General features: G+C 51.7%; 20 protein-coding genes and 2 pseudogenes. 14 read left to right on the forward strand and 8 right to left on the reverse strand.

Annotated features, from left to right (window positions below):
- Window positions 1-48: 48 nt before the first annotated feature.
- Entirely contained in the window at window positions 49-564 is a 516-nt protein-coding gene (gene ompX / locus EA14781_RS14765) for an outer membrane protein OmpX (RefSeq protein WP_002430173.1), read from the reverse strand.
- A 52-nt stretch (window positions 565-616) separates the two neighbouring features.
- A pseudogene (locus EA14781_RS24915) lies at window positions 617-682 on the reverse strand (hypothetical protein).
- A 233-nt stretch (window positions 683-915) separates the two neighbouring features.
- Here EA14781_RS24915 and rhtA point away from each other — a divergent pair.
- From rhtA to glnQ, 5 genes are all read left to right on the forward strand, one after another.
- A complete protein-coding gene (gene rhtA, locus EA14781_RS14770) occupies window positions 916-1,803 on the forward strand; it encodes a threonine/homoserine exporter RhtA (protein ID WP_002430175.1) in 888 nt (295 codons plus the stop codon).
- Between the two features lie 299 nt (window positions 1,804-2,102).
- On the forward strand, window positions 2,103-2,606 hold the full coding sequence (dps, locus tag EA14781_RS14775) for a DNA starvation/stationary phase protection protein Dps (protein ID WP_002430176.1): 504 nt from the start codon (window positions 2,103-2,105) through the stop codon (window positions 2,604-2,606).
- A 396-nt stretch (window positions 2,607-3,002) separates the two neighbouring features.
- Window positions 3,003-3,749 carry a glutamine ABC transporter substrate-binding protein GlnH gene (glnH, locus tag EA14781_RS14785; protein WP_000843863.1) on the forward strand — a complete coding sequence of 249 codons (747 nt, stop codon included), beginning with the start codon at window positions 3,003-3,005 and terminating at the stop codon, window positions 3,747-3,749.
- Window positions 3,750-3,845: 96 nt separating this feature from the next.
- Window positions 3,846-4,505, forward strand: coding sequence for a glutamine ABC transporter permease GlnP (gene glnP, locus EA14781_RS14790; protein ID WP_001159052.1), 660 nt, complete (start codon window positions 3,846-3,848; stop codon window positions 4,503-4,505).
- Window positions 4,502-5,224, forward strand: coding sequence for a glutamine ABC transporter ATP-binding protein GlnQ (gene glnQ / locus EA14781_RS14795; protein WP_000569101.1), 723 nt, complete (start codon window positions 4,502-4,504; stop codon window positions 5,222-5,224). Before glnP ends, glnQ begins: the two co-directional genes overlap by 4 nt.
- A gap of 93 nt (window positions 5,225-5,317) precedes the next feature.
- Here the strand turns inward: glnQ and rlmF are convergent, their stop codons facing one another.
- Window positions 5,318-6,244: a 23S rRNA (adenine(1618)-N(6))-methyltransferase RlmF gene (gene rlmF, locus EA14781_RS14800; RefSeq protein ID WP_001275950.1), complete on the reverse strand. Its 927-nt coding sequence runs from the start codon at window positions 6,242-6,244 to the stop codon at window positions 5,318-5,320.
- A 274-nt stretch (window positions 6,245-6,518) separates the two neighbouring features.
- Here rlmF and mcbA point away from each other — a divergent pair, with 274 nt between their 5' ends.
- The 3 genes from mcbA to ybiJ all read left to right on the forward strand — a co-directional run bounded on the left by mcbA (window position 6,519) and on the right by ybiJ (window position 7,791).
- Window positions 6,519-6,779 carry a DUF1471 family periplasmic protein McbA gene (gene mcbA, locus EA14781_RS24920; protein ID WP_002430177.1) on the forward strand — a complete coding sequence of 87 codons (261 nt, stop codon included), beginning with the start codon at window positions 6,519-6,521 and terminating at the stop codon, window positions 6,777-6,779.
- A 220-nt stretch (window positions 6,780-6,999) separates the two neighbouring features.
- The gene (ybiI, locus tag EA14781_RS14810) at window positions 7,000-7,266 is read left to right on the forward strand and encodes a C4-type zinc finger protein YbiI (protein ID WP_000146363.1); all 267 of its coding nucleotides are present in this window, start codon (window positions 7,000-7,002) and stop codon (window positions 7,264-7,266) included.
- A 264-nt stretch (window positions 7,267-7,530) separates the two neighbouring features.
- Entirely contained in the window at window positions 7,531-7,791 is a 261-nt protein-coding gene (gene ybiJ / locus EA14781_RS14815; RefSeq protein WP_000849301.1) for a DUF1471 family protein YbiJ, read from the forward strand.
- A 247-nt stretch (window positions 7,792-8,038) separates the two neighbouring features.
- Here ybiJ and hcxB read toward each other — a convergent pair whose 3' ends face one another.
- The 3 genes from hcxB to dinG form a co-directional block, all read right to left on the reverse strand.
- Window positions 8,039-9,124: a hydroxycarboxylate dehydrogenase HcXB gene (hcxB, locus tag EA14781_RS14820; protein WP_000443552.1), complete on the reverse strand. Its 1,086-nt coding sequence runs from the start codon at window positions 9,122-9,124 to the stop codon at window positions 8,039-8,041.
- Window positions 9,125-9,264: 140 nt separating this feature from the next.
- Window positions 9,265-10,227 carry a DNA-binding protein YbiB gene (gene ybiB, locus EA14781_RS14825; protein WP_000386561.1) on the reverse strand — a complete coding sequence of 321 codons (963 nt, stop codon included), beginning with the start codon at window positions 10,225-10,227 and terminating at the stop codon, window positions 9,265-9,267.
- A gap of 27 nt (window positions 10,228-10,254) precedes the next feature.
- Complete coding sequence (dinG, locus tag EA14781_RS14830; RefSeq protein WP_001218676.1) at window positions 10,255-12,405, reverse strand: ATP-dependent DNA helicase DinG; 2,151 nt, start codon at window positions 12,403-12,405, stop codon at window positions 10,255-10,257.
- Window positions 12,406-12,511: 106 nt separating this feature from the next.
- On the opposite strand from dinG, the pseudogene EA14781_RS14835 reads away from it, so the two are divergent.
- Window positions 12,512-12,709, forward strand: a pseudogene (locus EA14781_RS14835) (NADAR domain-containing protein); the annotation flags it as partial.
- 232 nt (window positions 12,710-12,941) lie between these two features.
- Here EA14781_RS14835 and rhlE read toward each other — a convergent pair.
- The gene (gene rhlE / locus EA14781_RS14840; RefSeq protein ID WP_000007137.1) at window positions 12,942-14,285 is read right to left on the reverse strand and encodes an ATP-dependent RNA helicase RhlE; all 1,344 of its coding nucleotides are present in this window, start codon (window positions 14,283-14,285) and stop codon (window positions 12,942-12,944) included.
- 228 nt (window positions 14,286-14,513) lie between these two features.
- Between rhlE and cecR the strand changes: the two genes are divergently transcribed.
- The 5 genes from cecR to EA14781_RS14865 are packed head-to-tail and all read left to right on the forward strand — an operon-like array spanning window position 14,514 to window position 20,131.
- The gene (gene cecR, locus EA14781_RS14845; RefSeq protein ID WP_002430180.1) at window positions 14,514-15,161 is read left to right on the forward strand and encodes a transcriptional regulator CecR; all 648 of its coding nucleotides are present in this window, start codon (window positions 14,514-14,516) and stop codon (window positions 15,159-15,161) included.
- 2 nt (window positions 15,162-15,163) lie between these two features.
- Window positions 15,164-16,159, forward strand: coding sequence for a secretion protein HlyD (gene hlyD, locus EA14781_RS14850; protein ID WP_002430181.1), 996 nt, complete (start codon window positions 15,164-15,166; stop codon window positions 16,157-16,159).
- Window positions 16,152-17,888: an ATP-binding cassette domain-containing protein gene (locus EA14781_RS14855; RefSeq protein ID WP_000997116.1), complete on the forward strand. Its 1,737-nt coding sequence runs from the start codon at window positions 16,152-16,154 to the stop codon at window positions 17,886-17,888. Before hlyD ends, EA14781_RS14855 begins: the two co-directional genes overlap by 8 nt.
- Window positions 17,881-19,014: an ABC transporter permease gene (locus EA14781_RS14860; RefSeq protein WP_000070127.1), complete on the forward strand. Its 1,134-nt coding sequence runs from the start codon at window positions 17,881-17,883 to the stop codon at window positions 19,012-19,014. Before EA14781_RS14855 ends, EA14781_RS14860 begins: the two co-directional genes overlap by 8 nt.
- A 10-nt stretch (window positions 19,015-19,024) precedes the next feature.
- Complete coding sequence (locus EA14781_RS14865) at window positions 19,025-20,131, forward strand: ABC transporter permease (protein WP_000469020.1); 1,107 nt, start codon at window positions 19,025-19,027, stop codon at window positions 20,129-20,131.
- Here EA14781_RS14865 and EA14781_RS14870 read toward each other — a convergent pair.
- Window positions 20,093-20,449: a YbhQ family protein gene (locus tag EA14781_RS14870; protein WP_000902897.1), complete on the reverse strand. Its 357-nt coding sequence runs from the start codon at window positions 20,447-20,449 to the stop codon at window positions 20,093-20,095. The genes EA14781_RS14865 and EA14781_RS14870 overlap by 39 nt on opposite strands.
- Between the last annotated feature and the right edge of the window lie 582 nt (window positions 20,450-21,031).

A 21,031-nucleotide genomic window follows, 5' to 3' on the forward strand; every position in this document is an offset into this window, starting at 1 on the left:
ACAAAAAAATCCGCCCCGAGAGGCGGATTTTTTATATCACCGAAATGATTAGAAGCGGTAACCAACACCGGCAATCCAGGTGCCTACATCAACGCTACGAATACGGCTCTGCTCGTAGGAGAAGTCCAGAGCAACGTTTTCGATCGGGTTGAACTGCAGACCTGCGCCATAGGAGAAACCATAGTCGCTGGTGTCGTGTTTGTAAGCCGGGAATTCAGTGGTCTGGAATTTACCATAGCCAACACCAACTACACCGTAGATGCTTGCCCAATCGTTGATGCGGTAAGCCGGACCAGCAGTGATGCCGTAGTACTGAGTTTTGTTGTAATCACCGGTGCTTGCAGTACGGCTTTTCTCGGTGTAAGTGAAAGAACCGATCACCCCCAGCGGGCTGTTGTCTTCTTCATAGCGGTATTTCAGGTTGAAACCGCCCATTTTGTTCATTTTGCCCTGAGCGTCGCTCTGAGCGTAACCGCCAGTTACGGTAGAAGTAGCAGCTACAGAAGTACCTGCGGTGAAAGCCAGAACTGCGGCCAGTGCTGAAAGACATGCAATTTTTTTCATAACCACCTCAAATGTGATTCAAATAAGTCCTAAGCTTTAAATATATCAAAAATTAATGGGAAACTCTTTGCGATTTGTGATGTCTAACGGGCTATTTCGTGTAACAGAACGTTTCCATATAGCGCTATCCATCTAAATTTAAACAATTTTTTAGTGTTTTGCATAAATATTATGCACATACCCACTATCATTCATCCAGATTATTCCTAATCACCAGACTGATGAATCCATCAATTCTGGCGCATTTTGGTCAAAACAGGGAAAAATTTTTTCAACAAATGCTCAACCAGCCTCGGGTATATCCAGTAAACTCCACGCTTTACCTGACTATACAAACTTATGGGAGAAAGGATGCCTGGTTCATTACGTAAAATGCCGGTCTGGTTACCGATATTAATATTGCTCGTTGCCATGGCGTCTATTCAGGGTGGGGCCTCATTAGCAAAATCACTGTTTCCACTGGTAGGCGCGCCAGGAGTTACCGCACTGCGTCTGGCTCTGGGCACGATGATTCTGATTACGTTCTTTAAGCCGTGGCGGCTGCGTTTTGCCAAAGAACAACGTTTACCCCTGTTGTTTTACGGTGTATCGCTGGGAGGGATGAACTATCTCTTTTATCTCGCCATTCAGACTGTGCCTCTGGGAATTGCGGTAGCGCTGGAATTCACCGGGCCGCTGGCGGTGGCGCTGTTCTCTTCTCGTCGTCCGGTAGACTTCATTTGGGTTGTGCTGGCGGTGCTTGGCCTGTGGTTTCTGCTGCCGTTGAATCAGGATGTTTCTCATGTTGATTTAACCGGTTGTGCACTGGCGCTTGGTGCGGGTGCCTGCTGGGCTATTTATATATTAAGCGGGCAGCGTGCAGGCGCTGAACACGGCCCAGCTACGGTGGCGATCGGTTCACTTATTGCAGCGCTTATTTTCGTGCCCATTGGCGCTGTGCAAGCCGGAGAGGCACTCTGGCACTGGTCGGTTATTCCACTGGGTCTGGCGGTCGCCATTCTCTCTACCGCCCTGCCCTACTCGTTAGAGATGATTGCCCTGACCCGCCTGCCGACGCGAACTTTTGGTACGCTGATGAGTATGGAACCGGCAATGGCCGCTATTTCCGGGATGATTTTCCTCGGCGAAACATTAGCGCCGGTACAACTGTTGGCGCTCGGCGCTATCATTGCCGCGTCAATGGGCTCCACCCTGACAGTACGCAAAGAGAGCAAAATAAAAGAATTAGATATTAATTAATTTTACAATTTTGCATGGTTATGCATAACCATGCAAAATATTCCGTTACTCTTCATCCATTGCATCTTTATATTGCTGGCTACACAAAAGCATATTTATTCTGAAAACTCCTGGTAAGCAAATAAATAAGAATTGCTCTTATTTATATATATAACACACTGAATTTATATCATTTTTTATTTTTCACTCTTGTTAGCGCTATTAGTGTGATAGGAACAGCCGCAATAGCGGAACACATAGCTGGTGCTATACTTAGTCTCGTAAATTACTGGGACATAACATCAAGAGGATATGAAATTATGAGTACCGCTAAATTAGTCAAATCAAAAGCGACCAATATGCTTTATACCCGCAACGATGTCTCCGACAGCGAGAAAAAAGCGACAATTGAGTTGCTGAATCGCCAGGTTATCCAGTTCATTGATCTTTCCTTAATCACCAAACAAGCGCACTGGAACATGCGCGGCGCTAACTTTATTGCCGTACATGAAATGCTGGATGGCTTCCGTACCGCTCTGATTGATCATCTCGATACCATGGCAGAACGTGCGGTACAGCTGGGCGGCGTTGCTCTTGGCACCACTCAAGTTATCAATAGCAAAACCCCGTTGAAAAGCTACCCGCTGGATATCCATAACGTTCAGGATCACCTGAAAGAGCTGGCGGACCGTTACGCGATTGTCGCTAACGACGTGCGTAAAGCCATCGGTGAGACAAAAGACGACGACACCGCAGACATCCTGACCGCCGCTTCCCGCGACCTGGATAAGTTCCTGTGGTTTATTGAAGCCAATATCGAATAAATCCATTGCTGAAGAATCAAAGCATGAGTAAAAGCGGCTTCCTGTTCAGGAGGCCGTTTTTTTGTAGCCTCTCTCAACGCACCTTTTTAGTGCAGCCATCAGCCCTTTCCGACTGACAAAGTAAATCATTTGTATCAACACCATCACAAAATCGTTACATAAAGATTGTTTTTTCATCAGGATTTACGCTAAATAATCGCTGTGTTGATAGCACAATTTTAACGCACCACTTTGGTGCCCCGAAATAGTGCAACCTAAGAGTATTGCCCTACAAATCGTGCAATAAGTTTCCATCGCTCCTAGAAAAATCAAAGAGTTGTAAAACTGGCACGATTTTTTCATATATGTGAATGTCACGCAGGGGATCGTCCCGTGGATAGAAAAAAAGGAAATGCTATGAAGTCTGTATTAAAAGTTTCACTGGCTGCACTGACCCTGGCTTTTGCGGTTTCTTCTCATGCCGCGGATAAAAAACTGGTTGTGGCGACGGATACCGCTTTCGTTCCGTTTGAATTTAAACAGGGCGATAAATACGTCGGCTTTGATGTGGATTTGTGGGCGGCGATTGCAAAAGAACTGAAGCTGGATTACGAACTGAAACCCATGGATTTCAGCGGCATTATTCCGGCGCTGCAAACCAAAAACGTCGATCTTGCGCTGGCTGGCATCACTATTACCGACGAACGCAAAAAAGCGATCGACTTCTCTGACGGCTACTACAAAAGCGGCCTGTTAGTGATGGTGAAAGCCAACAATAACGACGTTAAAAGCGTGAAAGATCTCGACGGTAAAGTGGTCGCGGTGAAGAGCGGCACTGGCTCTGTTGATTACGCAAAAGCGAACATCAAAACTAAAGATCTACGTCAGTTCCCGAACATCGATAATGCCTATATGGAGCTGGGCACCAACCGCGCAGACGCCGTACTGCACGACACGCCAAACATTCTTTACTTCATCAAAACCGCTGGTAACGGTCAGTTTAAAGCGGTAGGCGACTCCCTGGAAGCGCAACAGTACGGGATTGCGTTCCCGAAAGGTAGCGACGCGCTACGTGACAAAGTCAACGGCGCGTTGAAAACCCTGCGCGAGAACGGAACTTACAACGAAATTTACAAAAAATGGTTCGGTACTGAACCGAAATAACAACGCTGTATTTGGCTCGCCAATGCCCGGCAGTACGTTTGCTGACCGGGCAATGCGATCCCTTGATTATTGACACCACGGTAACAGGAACAACATATGCAGTTTGACTGGAGTGCCATCTGGCCGGCCATTCCGCTTCTGATTGAAGGCGCCAAAATGACCCTGTGGATTTCGATCCTCGGTCTGGCTGGCGGTCTGGTAATCGGCCTGGCGGCAGGTTTTGCACGCACTTTCGGTGGTTGGATCGCCAATCACATCGCGCTGGTCTTCATTGAAGTGATCCGCGGAACACCTATCGTCGTCCAGGTGATGTTTATCTACTTCGCCCTACCGATGGCGTTTAATGATTTACGCATCGACCCGTTTACCGCGGCGGTGGTCACCATCATGATCAACTCCGGCGCGTACATTGCGGAAATCACTCGTGGCGCGGTGTTGTCGATTCACAAAGGTTTTCGTGAGGCGGGGCTGGCGCTTGGACTTTCACGCTGGGAAACCATCCGTTACGTCATTTTACCGCTGGCACTGCGCCGTATGCTGCCGCCACTGGGTAACCAATGGATCATCAGTATTAAGGACACCTCGCTGTTTATTGTTATCGGCGTGGCGGAACTGACCCGGCAAGGACAAGAAATTATTGCCGGTAACTTCCGCGCTCTTGAGATCTGGAGCGCCGTTGCGGTGTTCTATCTGATTATTACTCTGGTGCTGAGCTTTATTCTGCGTCGTCTGGAAAGAAGGATGAAAATCCTGTGATTGAATTTAAAAACGTCTCCAAGCATTTTGGCCCTACCCAGGTGCTGCACAATATTGATTTAAACATTACCCAGGGCGAAGTCGTGGTCATTATCGGCCCCTCGGGTTCCGGTAAGTCGACTCTGTTGCGCTGCATTAACAAACTGGAAGAAATCACTTCCGGCGATCTGATTGTGGACGGTCTGAAAGTCAACGATCCGAAAGTCGATGAGCGCCTGATTCGTCAGGAAGCAGGCATGGTATTTCAGCAGTTTTACCTCTTCCCGCACCTGACAGCGCTGGAAAACGTGATGTTTGGTCCACTGCGTGTACGCGGTGCAAGCAAAGACGCGGCAGAAAAACTGGCGCGTGAACTACTGGCGAAAGTCGGTCTGGCAGAACGCGCACATCACTATCCTTCCGAGCTTTCCGGTGGTCAGCAACAACGTGTGGCAATTGCCCGTGCGCTGGCGGTGAAACCGAAAATGATGTTGTTCGATGAACCAACATCTGCCCTTGACCCGGAACTGCGTCATGAAGTACTGAAGGTCATGCAGGATCTGGCAGAAGAAGGTATGACAATGGTGATAGTGACTCATGAAATCGGTTTTGCCGAAAAAGTCGCTTCGCGTCTGATCTTTATCGACAAGGGTCGTATTGCTGAAGATGGCGACCCGCAGGTGTTGATTAAGAACCCACCAAGCCAGCGTTTGCAGGAATTTTTACAACACGTCTCTTGATGAAACAAAGGCAACATGCTGGATATGCCTCTCCCCGGCGTAACAGCCATAGCGGATTCAGCGCCTGAACCGACCGCCGGGGAAGCGGATGCTTTAACGCCGGCGATTCACAAAACGACGGCGCTGTTCATCGTTCATAAAGGTCCAGGCAATGAAGCGGCTTTGCTTTTGCCCCTGGGCCATCTCCTTTTTGACGACCTTCACCGCACCAATGTCAGTCAATGCACGATATAAAGGCGGCAGATTTTCCCCACGAGAAACCAACGAGGTAAACCACATCACCTGCTTCGCGAAGCCTTTACTTTCCTCAATCATCTTTTTGATAAAAGCCACTTCACCACCTTCACACCACAGCTCCTGCTGCTGGCCGCCAAAGTTCAGCGAGTCGTCTCTGCCCAGTCCCAGGTTTCGACGTTTACGTTCGCTGCCTGCCCGTGCCGCCGCCGCAGAATCGTGGAACGGCGGATTACACAAGGTCGCGTCATACTGCTCGTTTTTATGGATAACACCGCTGAAAATAGCGTTGGCCTCTTTTTGCCGACGCAGGCGGATGGCGCGGTTAAGCCCAGGGTTGGCGTTGATAATTGCCTGCGCGCTGCTTAACGCCTGACTATGAGTTTCACTCCCCGTAAAACGCCAGCCATATTCATGCACGCCAATCAGCGGATAAATACAGTTGGCGCCAACGCCAATGTCCAGAATGCTGGCATTAACAGGAATAGCGCCTGATGCTTCTGCCAGTAAATCGGCAAGATGATGAATATAATCCGCCCGGCCCGGTACTGGCGGGCAAAGGAAACCCTCTGGAATATCCCAGTTCGCCACGGCGTAAAAATGTGCCAGCAACGCTTTATTAAGCGCCTTAACTGCTAGTGGATTAGCAAAATCAACGCTTTGCTCACCAGCAGGCGTCAGAGTGAGGTATTGCGTCAGTTCAGGGTTCACCTGGCAAAGCGTGGCAAGATCGTAGCGGCTGTGATGACGGTTACGCGGATGTAACCCCGGTTTCTGGGCAGACATAGCATTCTCCTTTAAGCAGCGGCGTAAGATACTCGCATAACGTAGCAGGGTAAATATCTGGTTGCGCTAATCATGCGCAAAAACGCAATACCCCCTACTTTTTCATCAATTACCTATAAAAATCAGTATGCTATATGTCGTTGATTTGTCTTGTTTTGTAAAAATTTATCGTTCAAAAAACAAGCACATCTCTGTCAATTTTTTGCGTCATTTTCATCGCGCAGGCGACCTACACTTATCAGGCACTACCCGTTGTATTTATGAGGATGTCATCATGAAAAAATGCCTCGCATTACTGATTGCCACCGTCCTGAGCGGAATCACCTTCACGGCTTTTGCCGCGCAGCCCCTGAGTAGCCAGGACACCGGACAACTACGCCCCGCCGGAACTGTTTCGGCTACCGGCGCATCAAACTTAAGCGATCTGGAGAATAAACTGGCAGAAAAAGCGCAAGAACAAGGCGCGAAGGGCTATGTCATTAACTCAGCAGGCGGGAAAGACCAGATGTTCGGTACCGCAACTATCTACAAATAACCACGCCAACGTAACTGCATTCGCCTATGGATGCAGTTTTCGTTCACTTACACTTTTGCCGATCTTTGCGCCAGTGGCACAGGCACTCACTAGCGCAGGGCAAAACAGTGCTGATAATTCTTCCCTTTATAATAGTCAGAGAATCTGACAGTTGAACTGCCTGAATTCGTCCCTATATTAACTACACTTAAGTGTACAAGCATTGATATGGGAGGACGATATGGCATCCGGTTGGGCTAACGATGACGCCGTCAACGAACAGATCAACAGTACAATTGAAGATGCGATTGCCCGCGCCCGGGGTGAAATCCCTCGTGGCGAGAGCCTGTATGAATGTGAAGAGTGCGGTGCCCCCATCCCGCAAGCCCGTCGGGAAGCCATTCCTGGCGTGCGCTTATGTATTCACTGCCAACAGGAGAAAGATTTACAAAAACCCGTTTATACGGGATATAATCGCAGAGGTTCAAAAGACAGCCAGTTACGTTAACTACAACTGGTATGATGTATAGCGAATATGATTTGAATTTTGAGTGGCATTCCGTGCCTTTAACGCCGCCGTGAATGCCACCCGATGTGGAAATGATTCATAAATGTGATAAATGAATTAAATATCAACATGTTAGATATTAATCAATTTATTTGAACAAGGTGGTCAATTCTCTTCGATTTTCTCTCACACAAAAAAACGTGATACTCATCACATCGACGAAACAACGTCACTTAAACAAAAATCACCTGCGAGAGATTAATCATGAAAACTATCAATACTGTTGTTGCTGCTATGGCTCTTTCAACTCTGTCATTTGGTGTGTTCGCGGCAGAACCGGTAACGGCTTCCCAGGCACAAAACATGAATAAAATCGGCGTGGTTTCAGCCGATGGCGCATCTACCCTTGATGCTCTGGAAGCAAAACTGGCTGAAAAAGCTGCGGCTGCTGGCGCCAGCGGATACAGCATTACCTCCGCGACCAACAACAATAAATTAAGCGGAACTGCGGTTATCTATAAGTAATTCGTAGGTCGGATCAGTAATTCGTAGGCTGGATAAGGCGTTTACGCCGCATCCGGCATCAGATGCCTGATGCGACACTGTCGCGTCTTATCAGGCCTACAAAATTCAACCGTTGGTCGGATATGGCATTTACGCTACGTCCAGCAAAAGTATTTCCCTGTCCGTTTGCCGACAGACGCATATGCTCTAACCCTCATTGATCCTATGTTACCCTTGTTTGCCCGTCCGTCACTGGACGGGCTTTTTTTTAGCTGGCTAACTGCTGACAGAAAGCCTGCAACGTCTCTTCCGGCATACCAATCTGCCGCGCTGCATCACAAATGGCCTGCCAGCTTCCCGCATCCAATGGAATCCCCTGCTCCTGCCGTTCGCGACGCGTGTTCACTTCCCACTCGCCCGGTAGCAAAACCGGCTTATCTTCATCATGCGGCGAGGCTTTCACCCACTCAGCAAAAGCTTCGGTCTGCGCGCTACAATCCGGTGCGCCGAACAGTTCCGGGTTGATGATGATAGTGGTCATGCAGTTAAGAATGGCATCGGGACTGGTTTGTAACGTTTCCTGATGCGTCGTTTTACCGCCAGAAAGCGCCCCGCCAAGAATTTCACACATCGCCGCGAGGGCATAGCCTTTATGTTCGGCAAAGGTCAACAGCGAACCTAACGGCGACTCCTGCATTACCGCCGGATTCGTCGTCGGCACGCCGTTAACATCAATCAGGCAGCCTGGCGGTACGGGGACGCCTTTATGCCAGGCAACGCGAGTTTTACCAAATGCGATGGCGCTGGTGGCGTAATCAAGCAACAGCGGGAAATCATCTTTACGTGGGAAAATCACACAGAACGGATTGGTGCCAAAGCGACTGTCGCGACCGTGGAACGGCGCGACCATTGGAATACCGACCACGCTAACAAAGTGGATAGAGACAAACCCCGCCGCCGCGCACTGTTCCGCCCAGTATCCAATGCGCCCAATATGATGCGAGTTATGTAGCGCCACGGCGGCAATACCGTGCTGACGTGCCTTCTCAATCCCCAGTGCCATCGCTTCGTGCGCCGCGACCTGACCCAATGCGCGATCGCCATCGAGCGTGACCGCCGCCCCCGCTTCTTTGACTATTCTGGCATGATGGTTAATTTGTAGATGTCCCTGACTCCAGGAGCGCACATAGCTTGGGATCATGCCAATACCATGTGAATCATGCCCTGCCAGATTTGCCGCGATTAAATGATCGGCGACTAATTTCGCTTCTTGTTCCTCGCTCCCCATCTGACGAAATACAGCCTGAATAAAACTGTGCAGCGTCTGCGCATGAAAGCGATGACCACTTTCCATAGTTAACTCCTGTTTATGTTATGTGTTTGTTGTTTTTTTATGCTGCACGCCGGGCGCAGGAAGGTCAATAAAGATGCAGGAATTTCATATTGCGGTGGGGTAACGGCCGGATGACATTGCTCATCCGGCGGAGATAAAAATTAAAATGCCTGATTAACGCGCGCCAGGCCGTCGCTGATAGTTGCCGCTTCTCCCGTTGCCACCAGACAGCAAGCCATCTGGATTTTCAGCGATTCGGGAATCGCTTCGCTGCCAGCCAGGCAACGCTCAATCCACTGCGCCGTGGTTTCCGGGTCTTTTGCTTGTGGCAGTAACTCATTGCCAACAGTGTCCTGTTTTTCATACAGCACCTGCATCCCTTCGCGATCAATAAGATTTATTTGCGGGCAGCGTTGCGGATTAGCATAGACTTCGCCTTCGGTGCCATGCATTAACAGCGCCCGCCCGCCAATATCATTGAAGAATTTAGCCGCCCGTCCGATGTACTCAGGATGTGAGACGCTGGAAAGACGCAGCGCCTCACCTTCAGCAAACGGCGTCGCCAGTTTCGCCAGGGTATGTGCACTGTTACGCACGCCCATCCGCCAGCGCATCGCCAGTTGTTTTTCCAGCGGCGGGCAAAACGCGCCAACAGGCATAAAGACAGGTTGATGTTCGTCGAGCTTCGCCTGCGCCTGCCCGCCGTGCAACGTTGGCGTAATACCCATCAGTTCGAAAATGGTTTCGGTCAGCACACGAGTTGGATCTTCGCTGACGCCGTGAACCACCACAGGAAAACCAAGTTTATGCAGCAGAATCGCCAGCAACGGCGTCAGGTTGGCCTGTTTACGCGCGCCGTTATAGCTTGGAATGACGATGGGCATCGGCTTGCCGACCGGCGGCGTCAGCTTGACGGTGTGATTTTGCATGGCTTCATAGAAGCCGAGCATTTCTGCCTCCCCTTCCCCTTTGATACGCAGCGCAATCAATACGCCGCCCAACTCAAGGTCGGGGACTTCACCGTTGAGCATATGGGCATACAGACCGCGCGCGGTGTCCCGGTCTAAATCGCGCGCGTGGTTTTTCCCGCGCCCGATCTCTTTAATGATTTTGCGATAGTCCATTTACGACTCCTTACCTGACTCACATCATTAACGCCGCCGACGGCGTGGAGATTTCGTTTTTTCTTTCTTTTTAACTATACCTTCAGGGACTTCCGGTTGCTCAATCGGAAATACCGGTAATGCATCCAGTAGTCGCTTGCCATAATTTTTGGTCAGCAAGCGTTTGTCGTAAATCACCACTTCGCCCCAGCAACCGTGGCTTCGAATCAATCGCCCAACCTGCTGAATCAGGGTAAACGAGGCGCTCGGTAGGCTTTGCACCTCAAACGGATAGAGGTTGAGGCTTTTTAACCATTCCCCTTCGGTGATCACCACCGGGCTGTCGATAGGCGGAAAAGCGATTTTGTGGATATGCACCTGGCTGAGCAGATCGCCTTTCAAATCAAGCCCTTCGGCAAATGACTGTAAACCCACCAACACGCTGCGCTCACCGTTGGCAACGCGTTTGCGGTGTAGTTCAACTAAACGGTAACGCGGTTGATCGCCCTGCACCAGCAACATCAGGCGTAAATCCGTCACATAGTCGAGAAACCGCTGCATCGCTCGTCCACTGGCAAACAGCACCAACATACCAAGATGTTTTTTGCTCTCCACCTGCTCACGGAAGAACGCTGCCATTTCGGCAATGTGCTGCTCTTCGTTGTCGATGGAAGGCTCAAAGCGCATCCGGGGAATAACAATTTTGCCCTGTTCGCAGTGGTTAAAAGGCGAATCCAGCGCCACAAAGCGGTCGCCCGCTTTCTCTTTCAGCCCGCTCATCTCCTGCAAACGCGAAAAACTGTTCAGCGAACGCAAGGTTGCGGAGGTGACAATAATGTGCGGAATACTGCGCCACAGCAGCCTTTCCAGTTGATCGCTGACACGTATTCCCACGCAGTGAAACCAGAGATGTAGTTGCCCTTCGCGCTCTTCCCGCGTCGCCCATTTGCTCACTGGCGCACCGGAAGATTGCGCCAGCGAAGCCAGCCGCCAGAGTTTGCTTTGCGCCTCAAACATCCCCAGCGCACGGTTCATCTGCAAAATTAACCGATGCAGGCGCACAATGTCGTGGCTGCCGGTTTTCTCGCTTAAATCGTTGAGGAATAACTCCGCCAGACCACACAGCATTTCGGTAAGTTTTGCCAGACGCTGGCAAATCTCCAGCACTTCATCGGGCAGTTCGCCCATCGCAAAACGGTGCTCTGCCTCCTGCCCGGCAGGCATGTAGAGATTGAGAATGTTGTTTAAAGAGGCAATAAGCTCATACAACTCTTCACAATGCGCATTCAAACGTTCAGGAATTGCCAGCGGTGGGATGGTCTTCGGGCGAAACTGCTCCATGCAGGTGGCGACCAGTTTGGTGAACAAGTCCAGTTGCAGCCGATACCAGGGCGCGGTGATTTCGGCGCTCATCTCCAGCGCATCCCGCGCCACGTCCGGCAGGTGATGACCTTCATCCAGTACCAGCAGCAAATTTTTCGGGTCAGGCAATACCGCTTCGCTTTCCATCGCCGCCATCACCAGCGCATGGTTTGCCACCACCACTTCCGCTTCCTGAATTTCCCGACGAGCGACAAAAAACGGGCATTCGCGATAGTAGTAACAGTTGCGGTTAAGACAACTGGCTTTATCAGTACTCAGGCGGCGCCAGAGATCATCATCAATAGCAATATCAGTGTGATCGCGCAAACCATCCCATTTATAAGTGTCGAGATCGCCCTTCAGCTTCGCACAGCGTTTTTGTTCTTCCTGATTGTTCGGTGTGAGTTCGTCGTCGAGAAACGCCAGCAGATCCTGTTGCGTGGGTTCAGTACTGGCGAGCGCCGTCAGGTTTCGCGGGCAAACGTAGCGCCCACGCCCGAAAGCGGCAGTGAATTTAAGATCGGGAATGATCTTTTTCAGCAACGGCAAATCTTTGCTGTAGATCTGATCCTGCAACGCTACGTTAGCGGTACTCACCACCAGCGTTTTTTGTTCTTCGCGGGCAATGGCGATGCCGGGGATCAAATAGGAGAGCGTTTTCCCAACGCCGGTGGGGGCTTCAATCGCCAGATGCCGCCCTTCTTCTCCGGCCAGCGTTTTAGCGACCTCTGCAATCATCTGCCGCTGCGGCGCACGGGGAATAAAGTCGGGGATCTGTTCCTGAAGCGCCTTATACCAGGCGGCGATTTGCGCTTTAAGCGCGGCGGTTAATGCCATGAGAAAACCTGAAATACTGTATAAACAGCCAATATTGTGGCATTTTTCGGTTTTCAGGGGTAATGGTTTTTCTGTTTCTGGAAAGCGGCTCGCAATAACCACCAGGATGATGCGTAAAGCGCTTCGCGCTAAATTCGAACAACATGCAAAACTGCATACGCTCTTGCTGGCAACCGCGTCCGCAAAACTGGTTGAGCATACGCAAAATGATGCTTACTGGGGAGATGGCGGTAATGGTCAGGGCAAGAATCGCCTGGGGTACCTTTTAATGGCGTTGCGCGGACAATTGGCTGCGGAGAAGTAACGCATCGGGTGGCTTGTGGGCGATAAAACAGAGAAATCTTTTTGCCGCGCTCGCAAATGGCTGACAAGTGCTTGTTGTGAAATGCCGGATGCGGCGCAAGCGCCTTATCCGGCCTACAAAAACATGCACATTCAATATATTGCAGAGTTCACGTAGGCCTGATAAGCGTAGCGCATCAGGCAGTTTTACGTTTGTCATCAGTCTCATGCCGGGCTATGCCCGGCATAAAAGATTACTGCGCAGCGGCAGGTTTACGCGGACGGCGACGACGTTGTTGTTCGCCTGTCGGTTTGGCATCGCCGAGGCGGCGAGACGGTTTTTCTGCGGGCTTCGCGCTACCTGATTTCGCGCCACCTTCTGCACGGCGCGGTTGCTGTTGACTGCGACCACCGCCACGTTGCTGGCGACCATTCTGGATCGGTTCAGCTTTGATTGACGGATCCGGCTCATAGCCCGGAACCGCAATGCGCGGGATCTCTTTTTTCAGCAATTTTTCGATATCACGCAGCAGTTTGTGTTCATCAACGCACACCAGCGATAACGCTTCGCCAGTGGCTGCTGCACGACCGGTACGCCCAATACGGTGGACATAATCTTCCGGTACGTTTGGCAGTTCATAGTTGACGACGTGCGGCAACTCTTCGATATCCAGGCCACGCGCAGCAATGTCAGTTGCCACCAGTACGCGAATATCGCCCGATTTAAAATCGGCCAGCGCACGGGTACGCGCGCCTTGCGATTTATTACCGTGGATCGCCGCACTGCGGATGCCATCTTTATTGAGCTGTTCCGCCAGATGGTTAGCGCCATGTTTGGTACGGGTAAATACCAGCACCTGCTGCCAGTTCCCTTTACCAATCATGTACGACAACAATTCGCGTTTGCGTTTCTTATCAACAAAATGAACGTGTTGGGTTACCTGATCAGACGCGGTATTGCGGCGCGCCACTTCGATTTCCAGCGGATTATGCAGCAGCTTCTCCGCCAGGTTTTTAATGTCGTCAGAGAAAGTGGCGGAGAACAGCAGGTTCTGGCGCTTCGCTGGCAATTTAGTCAACACGCGACGGATGTCGTGAATAAAGCCCATGTCGAGCATACGGTCAGCTTCATCGAGGACGAGAATTTCAACCTGATCCAGCTTCACCGCGTTCTGGTGTTCCAGGTCCAGCAAACGTCCCGGCGTTGCCACCAGCACATCAACACCGCCACGCAGCTTCATCATCTGCGGATTAATGCTGACGCCGCCAAACACCACCAGCGAACGAATGTTCAGGTATTTGCTGTAATCACGGACGTTTTCGCCAATCTGCGCCGCCAGTTCACGGGTCGGGGTGAGGATCAGCGCGCGTACCGGGCGACGTCCTTTGGCGTGCGGCTGGCGAGTGATCAGGTGTTGCAACAACGGCAGCGTAAAGCCCGCGGTTTTGCCGGTGCCGGTCTGGGCACTGGCCATCAGGTCGCGGCCTTCCAGCACCGCAGGGATCGCCTGCTGCTGGATAGGAGTGGGTTCACGGTAACCCTGCTCGGCAACAGCGCGCAGGATATCAGGGCTTAAACCCAAAGAATCGAAAGACATAACTACTCCGAACCGCCCCGACCGTTACCGGTGTAGTTTTCAGGGAGATACTGAAAAGGAAAATGACAAAAACCACAATGTCATGAGGGGGCGGAGTGTAGCAGTTTTTGTGACGCGGCGCATAAATTATCCCTGAGACTGGTATTGCTAAAATTCCTGGCCATACTGGACAACAGTAAAAAGGGGTCATAATCTTAATCAATCATTTGATTAAGAATGGGCTGTGCGATGAATAACCCTGCCATGACAATCAAGGGTGAGCAGGCGAAAAAACAGCTTATTGCTGCGGCGCTAGCGCAGTTTGGCGAGTATGGAATGAACGCCACCACCCGTGATATCGCCGCCATCACCTACTATTTCGGTTCGAAGGAAGATTTGTACCTGGCCTGTGCCCAATGGATTGCCGATTTCATTGGCGAGCAGTTCCGCCCACACGCAGAAGAAGCCGAACGCTTATTCTCACAGCCAGAACCAGATCGCGCCGCTATCCGTGAGCTGATCCTTCGCGCTTGCAGGAATATGATCCAACTGCTCACCCAGGATAACACCGTCAACCTCAGCAAGTTTATTTCCCGTGAGCAACTCTCCCCCACAGCAGCCTACCACCTCGTGCATGAACAGGTGATTAGCCCACTGCACTGCCACCTCACACGCCTGATCGCCGCCTGGACAGGTTGCGATGCCAACGATACGCGCACGATCCTCCATACTCATGCGCTGATTGGCGAGATTCTGGCGTTTCGTCTTGGCAAAGAAACTATTCTGTTACGCACCGGCTGGGCCGCGTTCGATGAAGAAAAGACCGAACTGATCAACCAGACGATAACCTGTCATATCGATCTGATTTTGCAAGGATTATCGCAAAGGAGTTTGTAGTGATGAAAAAACCTGTCGTAATTGGACTGGCGGTAGTGGTGCTTGCCGCCGTGATTGCCGGAGGCTACTGGTGGTATCAGAGCCGCCAGGATAACGGTCTGACGCTGTATGGCAACGTGGATATTCGTACGGTGAATCTTAGCTTCCGCGTTGGTGGTCGCGTTGAGTCGCTGGCCGTAGACGAAGGCGATACGATAAAAGCAGGCCAGGTGCTGGGCGAACTGGATCACAAACCGTATGAAATCGCCCTGATGCAGGCAAAAGCGGGCGTTTCGGTAGCTCAGGCGCAATATGACCTGATGCTCGCGGGATATCGCGATGAAGAAATTGCCCAGGCTGCCGCCGCAGTGAAACAAGCGCAGGCCGCTTATGACTATGCGCAGAACTTCTACAACCGCCAGCAAGGGTTGTGGAAAAGTCGCACCATTTCGGCAAACGACCTGGAAAATGCTCGCTCCTCGCGCGACCAGGCTCTGGCGACGCTGAAATCGGCACAGGATAAACTCCGCCAGTACCGCTCCGGTAATCGCGAGCAGGACATCGCCCAGGCGAAAGCCAGCCTCGAACAGGCGCAGGCGCAACTGGCGCAGGCGGAGCTGAATTTACAGGACTCGACGCTGATTGCCCCCTCTGATGGCACGTTGTTAACCCGCGCGGTAGAACCGGGTACGGTGCTCAATGAAGGCGGCACAGTGTTTACCGTCTCGCTGACACGCCCGGTGTGGGTACGCGCCTATGTTGATGAGCGTAATCTCGACCAGGCTCAGCCGGGGCGCGAAGTGCTGCTTTATACCGATGGTCGCCCGAACAAGCCGTATCACGGGCAGATCGGTTTCGTTTCACCAACTGCTGAATTTACGCCGAAAACCGTCGAAACGCCGGATCTGCGTACCGACCTCGTTTATCGCCTGCGTATTGTGGTGACGGACGCCGATGATGCGTTACGCCAGGGAATGCCAGTAACGGTGCAATTCGGTAACGAGGCAGGACATGAATGATGCCGTTATTACGCTAAACGGCCTGGAAAAACGTTTTCCGGGCATGGACAAGCCCGCCGTCGCGCCGCTCAACTGTACCATTCACGCTGGTTATGTGACGGGGCTGGTGGGGCCGGATGGCGCGGGTAAAACCACGCTGATGCGGATGCTGGCGGGATTACTGAAACCCGACAGCGGCAGTGCCACGGTGATTGGCTTTGATCCCATCAAAAACGATGCTGCGCTGCACGCCGTGCTCGGCTATATGCCGCAGAAATTCGGCCTGTATGAAGATCTCACTGTGATGGAGAACCTCAATCTGTATGCGGATTTGCGCAGCGTCACCGGTGAAGCGCGGAAGCAAACTTTTGCTCGTCTACTGGAGTTTACGTCTCTTGGCCCGTTTACCGGGCGTCTGGCGGGCAAGCTCTCCGGCGGGATGAAGCAAAAACTCGGCCTGGCCTGTACGCTGGTGGGCGAACCGAAAGTATTGCTGCTCGATGAACCCGGCGTCGGCGTTGACCCTATCTCACGGCGCGAACTGTGGCAGATGGTGCATGAGCTGGCGGGCGAAGGGATGTTAATCCTCTGGAGCACCTCGTATCTTGACGAAGCCGAGCAGTGCCGTGACGTATTGCTGATGAACGAAGGCGAGCTGCTGTATCAGGGGGAACCGACGGCTCTGACGCAAACTATGGCCGGACGCAGTTTTCTGATGACCAGCCCGCACGAGGGCAACCGCAAATTGTTGCAACGGGCATTGAAACTGCCACAGATCAGCGACGGGATGATTCAGGGGAAATCGGTACGCCTGATCCTCAAAAAAGAGGCCACACCAGACGATATTCGCCATGCCGACGGGATGCCGGAAATCAACATCAACGAAACTACGCCGCGCTTTGAAGATGCGTTTATTGATTTGCTCGGCGGTGCCGGAACTTCGGAATCGCCGCTGGGCGCAATATTACATACGGTAGAAGGCACACCCGACGAGACAGTAATCGAAGCGAAAGAGCTGACCAAGAAATTTGGCGATTTTGCCGCCACCGATCACGTCAACTTTGCTGTTAAACGCGGGGAAATTTTTGGTTTGCTCGGGCCAAACGGCGCGGGGAAATCGACCACGTTTAAGATGATGTGCGGTTTGCTGGTTCCGACCTCTGGTCAGGCGCTGGTATTGGGAATGGATCTGAAAGAGAGTTCCGGTAAAGCGCGCCAGCACCTCGGCTATATGGCGCAAAAGTTTTCGCTCTACGGCAACCTGACGGTCGAACAGAATTTACGCTTTTTCTCTGGCGTGTATGGCTTACGCGGTCGGGCGCAGAATGAAAAAATCTCTCGAATGAGCGAGGCGTTCGGCCTGAAAAGTATCGCCTCCCACGCCACCGATGAACTGCCATTAGGTTTTAAACAACGGCTGGCGCTGGCCTGTTCGCTGATGCATGAACCGGATATTCTGTTTCTCGATGAGCCGACGTCCGGCGTTGATCCCCTCACCCGCCGTGAATTTTGGCTACATATCAACAGTATGGTAGAGAAAGGCGTCACGGTGATGGTCACCACCCACTTTATGGATGAAGCGGAATATTGCGACCGCATCGGCCTGGTGTACCGCGGGAAATTAATCGCCAGCGGCACACCGGACGATTTGAAAGCGCAGTCGGCCAACGATGAGCAACCCGATCCCACTATGGAGCAAGCCTTTATTCAGTTGATCCACGACTGGGATAAGGAGCATAGCAATGAGTAATCCGATCCTGTCCTGGCGTCGCGTGCGGGCGCTGTGCGTCAAAGAGACGCGGCAGATCGTTCGCGATCCGAGTAGCTGGCTGATTGCGGTAGTGATCCCACTGCTACTGCTGTTTATTTTTGGATACGGCATTAACCTCGACTCCAGCAAGCTGCGCGTCGGGATTTTACTGGAACAGCGTAGCGAAGCGGCGCTGGATTTCACCCACACCATGACCGGTTCGCCCTACATCGACGCCACCATCAGCGATAACCGTCAGGAACTGATCGCCAAAATGCAGGCGGGAAAAATTCGTGGTCTGGTGGTTATTCCGGTGGATTTCGCCGAGCAGATGGAGCGCGCCAACGCCACCGCACCGATTCAGGTGATCACCGACGGCAGTGAGCCGAATACCGCTAACTTTGTGCAGGGCTATGTCGAAGGGATCTGGCAGATTTGGCAAATGCAGCGGGCGGAGGACAACGGGCAGACTTTTGAACCGCTTATTGACGTCCAGACACGCTACTGGTTTAACCCGGCGGCGATTAGCCAGCACTTTATTATCCCCGGTGCGGTGACCATTATCATGACGGTCATCGGCGCCATTCTCACCTCGCTGGTGGTGGCGCGAGAATGGGAACGCGGCACCATGGAGGCGTTACTCTCTACGGAGATTACCCGCACGGAACTGCTGCTGTGTAAGCTGATTCCCTATTACTTTCTCGGGATGCTGGCGATGCTGCTGTGTATGCTGGTGTCGGTGTTTATTCTCGGCGTGCCGTATCGCGGGTCGCTGCTGATTCTGTTTTTTATCTCCAGCCTGTTTTTGCTCAGTACCCTGGGGATGGGGCTACTGATTTCCACAATTACCCGCAACCAGTTCAACGCCGCCCAGGTGGCACTAAACGCCGCTTTCCTGCCGTCGATTATGCTTTCCGGCTTTATTTTTCAGATAGACAGTATGCCGGCGGTGATCCGCGCTGTGACGTACATTATTCCCGCACGTTATTTCGTCAGTACCCTGCAAAGTTTGTTTCTCGCCGGGAATATTCCAGTGGTGCTGATAGTGAATGTGCTGTTTTTGATCGCTTCGGCGGTGATGTTTATCGGCCTGACGTGGCTGAAAACCAAACGTCGGCTGGATTAGGGAGAAGAGCATGTTTCATCGCTTATGGACATTAATCCGCAAAGAGTTGCAGTCGCTGCTGCGCGAACCACAGACGCGGGCAATTCTGATTTTACCCGTGTTGATTCAGGTGATCCTGTTCCCGTTCGCCGCCACGCTGGAAGTGACCAACGCCACCATCGCCATTTACGACGAAGATAACGGCGCACATTCAGTAGAACTGACCCAGCGCTTTGCCCGCGCCAGTGCCTTTACCCATGTGTTGCTGCTGAAAAGCCCGCAGGAGATCCGTCCAACCATCGACACACAAAAGGCGTTATTGCTGGTGCGTTTTCCGGCTGACTTCTCGCGCAAACTGGATACCTTTCAGACCGCGCCGTTGCAGTTGATCCTCGACGGGCGTAACTCCAACAGTGCGCAAATCGCCGCTAATTACCTGCAACAGATCGTCAAAAATTATCAGCAGGAGCTGCTGGAAGGAAAACCAAAGCCCAACAACAGCGAACTGGTGGTACGCAACTGGTATAACCCGAATCTCGATTACAAATGGTTCGTGGTGCCGTCGCTGATCGCCATGATCACCACTATCGGCGTGATGATCGTCACTTCACTTTCCGTCGCCCGCGAACGTGAACAGGGTACGCTCGATCAGCTACTGGTTTCGCCGCTCACCACCTGGCAGATATTCATCGGCAAAGCCGTCCCGGCGTTAATTGTCGCCACCTTCCAGGCCACTATTGTGCTGGCGATTGGTATCTGGGCGTATCAGATTCCCTTCGCCGGATCGCTGGCGCTGTTCTACTTTACGATGGTGATTTACGGTTTATCGCTGGTGGGATTCGGTCTGTTGATTTCGTCACTGTGTTCAACGCAACAGCAGGCGTTTATCGGCGTGTTTGTCTTTATGATGCCCGCCATTCTCCTTTCCGGTTACGTTTCGCCGGTGGAAAACATGCCAGTATGGCTGCAAAACCTGACGTGGATTAACCCTATTCGCCACTTTACGGACATTACCAAGCAGATCTATTTAAAGGATGCGAGTCTGGATATTGTGTGGAATAGTTTGTGGCCGCTACTGGTGATAACGGCCACGACAGGGTCAGCGGCGTACGCGATGTTTAGACGCAAGGTGATGTAACTTCTTATCTTTAGCCAGTAACGACACTACCGCCGGGCCAGCAAGGATCGCCAGCCCTGCAATCGCCAGCAAGTAGTTGTTTTCCAACACGCGGGACAACAGCCACAGCACAATCAGCGCCGCACCAAAATACCAGGTAGTGGTCAGCTCTTCCAGCACATCAGCCACCTCGCGCCAGCGTTGCTCGGGGTGGCGCTGGAACACCAGCATCATCACCACCGTGATGCAATACAACGCACATAATCCCACGCCGACGTGAACCAGAGTCTTACTCATCCAGCCTACCACCAGCAGCGCCACTACCAGTAAATGCAACATAATCTGCTAGCAACTCAGGCCAGTTGCGACACGAACACGTTGTTGCCACTTCATGGCTTCTCTCCTGAAGAATTTATCTCTACTAATTCAGAGTACCGAACTTTACGGAAAATTCCGTAAGACCGCACCTTTTTGTGACACCGATTACATTATTTCAATAAAGTAAGAGGCAAAGACAGAAGAGCTGTGTCTGGGTGAAGACAACACTTTTCGTTCAAAAGTGTTCACCGTCCATATTTACAAGAGTTTTACGCCGTTTAGTCGACGCATCGTGTTACCGGAATTTCGTAACGCAATGCACATAGTCAGGCACCGTATCGCCTGACTGCAAAAAGTACTGGAGGGAAAATTTATTACACTGCGGCATTAAGCTGTAATCTGGTACTGGAAAGACCTGACAGTTATGGGGGCAGAATGAAGCAGCGCGGTGATTTTCAGGTAATTTCTCTGGGTTTTAGTTCGGGGTGCTGTTTATAGATGGGATTCATGATATCGACGAGCATTCGCCCCATAATTTCACCCACAGCGGAACGATAATTGTTAAACTCAGATTCATCGCATGTTTGCTGAACAAGTGAAACA

This window comes from Escherichia albertii NBRC 107761 = DSM 17582 (assembly GCF_000759775.1).
Taxonomy (GTDB): Bacteria; Pseudomonadota; Gammaproteobacteria; order Enterobacterales; family Enterobacteriaceae; genus Escherichia; species Escherichia albertii.